The sequence below is a fragment of the Bacillus cereus group sp. N11 genome (genome assembly GCF_016483605.1).
In the GTDB taxonomy this organism is placed as follows: Bacteria; Bacillota; Bacilli; order Bacillales; family Bacillaceae_G; genus Bacillus_A; species Bacillus_A toyonensis.
On the sequence record NZ_JAEHBN010000043.1, the window covers coordinates 1 to 2,382 of the forward strand.

Genomic DNA, 2,382 nt, shown 5'->3' on the forward strand with positions numbered 1-2,382 from the left:
TGATGTCAACTAAGTTTTTTATTTCGTTTGTCGTTTTCTGCGTTATTGCATCGGCGACTTGTTCTATATTACACCTCAATATAATAATAGTCAATATTAATCTTTCGTTTTTTTTAAAAGATGAAAGATACTCTCATACCCCTTCTTTATTTCTCATACATATTAATAAGATAACTGAAAGGAGTGTAGAGATTGTTCGATTCTTCTTTATTACGCATCATAAGCACCCATTCAAGAATTCCAAACTATCATAGAAATTTCCCCATCATTCTATTCTGGAGTCAAAAAAGCGGTTGCACCTCTCTTGCTAATTGGTTCTTTTACCAGATTGATTTATTACAAACAGCTCTAAGCTATAGTCCTTTCATTCATAATTATGAATATCATATATACAAAAATACACCTGCCTATAGTGTACGACTAGGTATAGCGTTACGAGAAAAACAAAAAGAAACTTTTAAACTTGTTCGCAACCCTTATAGGAGGGCAGTCAGTTCTTTCGTATCCTTAATTGCACCTCCTTATGTGGAGAATCCCGAATGGAAACCCATCCGAAAGTTTTTATATCAAGATGAAAACTCTCCTAAAGGGATCTCATTTAAACAATTTCTATACTGCTTATTTATTAAAGGTGCTCAAGCTGATGACATTAACCCACATTTCACACAACAATATATAACTGGTGAAGAAGAATATGTGACCAATTATATATACTTAGAAAACTTCAATCAGGAAATGAAAGAATTAGAAAAGCGTTTCGAATTAAAAGTTGCACCAATAAATGAGTTCTCAACATCTTGGCATCATCAAACTCCCACCATGATTTATAAAGGGGATTTTAGTGAAGGCGATATTACGAATCCTTTATTCCCTCGCCATCCTACTTTCGAAAGTTTTTACGATACTGAGTGTATGCAGCTCGTTCAAACAATATTTCAAAATGATTTCGATACATATAGATATAGCAAAGAATATCCATACTAATTTCAGTCTATTTTCTTTGCTAAATATAAAAAGATACCTCATATATATAAGGTATCTTTTTAACATTTTTAATTATATAAAACATACTGTTTAACAGTCCCGACTCTACACCTTATTACCTTTTAATAGATTACGTATTTTTTGCTTATCCGCCCATCCTACTCCAATTAAAACTAGACTTGCCCCCATTATTACCCTCCATGTCAGAGATTCATTTAATAGGATAATTGAAGTAACAATGCTTATTAACGGTAATGCATTTAAATATAATCCACTTACTGATGCAGAAACTCTCTCTAGCGCTTTATTCCAGAACCAATATGCTAAAATTGTTGCTCCAATAACAAGGTACATTACACTAAATCCCGTTTTCCAAGTTTCAATCTTTGGGAAACCGTAATAAAGAATTTCTACCAAGGCAAACGGCAATAGAATAACAGCTCCGATAATTAAAGTTAATGTGGTAAATACCTCATTTGATAAATACTGTTCTTGTTTTGGTCGTTTTAACAAAACTGTGTAGAAAGCAAATAGAAAAGTGCTCAATAATATAAGTACATCTCCTATTAAAGATACTTCTTGATCAACACCTTTAGATGGAATCGTAATAAAGAGTACTCCTATAGCCCCCAATATAATTCCTATCCAATAATTCAACCGAATTTTCTCTTTCAAAAAGAATGCTGAAAATAGAATTGTAACTAATGGTAATGCAGCATCTATGATACTAACATGTAATCCACTTGTTAAAGAAATGCCGTAGGATGTAAACATAAAATATCCAGCTACACCGGTAAAAGCTAACAAACTCATTCTTTTCCATGGAACTTTTTTATGTACAACTGATTTTTGTAGTTGTTTAAATGAGAATAGCATACAAATTCCACCCGCAAAGAAAAGACGAATAAACAACAAAGTAAACGGTTGAATAGATTCTAACGCCCATTTCGTTGGCGCAATGGCTGTCCCCCATAATATAACAGCCACTAATAACATGCATATTTCTTTCATAATCCCCCACACCCATCAAAAATATATGTTAACTACCTTAATTATAGATTCATCCTTATGTAAAACCCTAAAAAAACAAAGAGGTTATGTAAAAGTAAAAATTTTTTTGTTCATTTTACAACTAAATTCATGCAAAAGGTAATTCTTACCTTTAATTTACATTTAAATATATTACTTTATAACCTTCTTATCACTTTATATCGTTTCTATTTTATCTTTTTTCTTCTTTAGGACTATTAAAATTATAGATTATAACAGCTGATAAATAAAAATAAACATAAAAAAACCTAAGTCGAATCGACTTAGGTTTTTGCTTGGCGACGTCCTACTCTCACAGGGACAAGGTCCCAACTACCATCGGCGCTAGAGAGCTTAACTTCCGTGTTC

General features: G+C 32.1%; 2 protein-coding genes. One reads left to right on the top strand and one right to left on the bottom strand.

Annotated features, from left to right (window positions below):
* Positions 1 to 192: 192 nt before the first annotated feature.
* Entirely contained in the window at positions 193 to 984 is a 792-nt protein-coding gene (locus JDS98_RS29540; protein ID WP_097959935.1) for a sulfotransferase family 2 domain-containing protein, read from the top strand.
* Between the two features lie 105 nt (positions 985 to 1,089).
* Here JDS98_RS29540 and JDS98_RS29545 read toward each other — a convergent pair whose 3' ends face one another.
* On the bottom strand, positions 1,090 to 1,995 hold the full coding sequence (locus JDS98_RS29545; protein WP_000658279.1) for a DMT family transporter: 906 nt from the start codon (positions 1,993 to 1,995) through the stop codon (positions 1,090 to 1,092).
* Positions 1,996 to 2,382 lie beyond the last annotated feature (387 nt).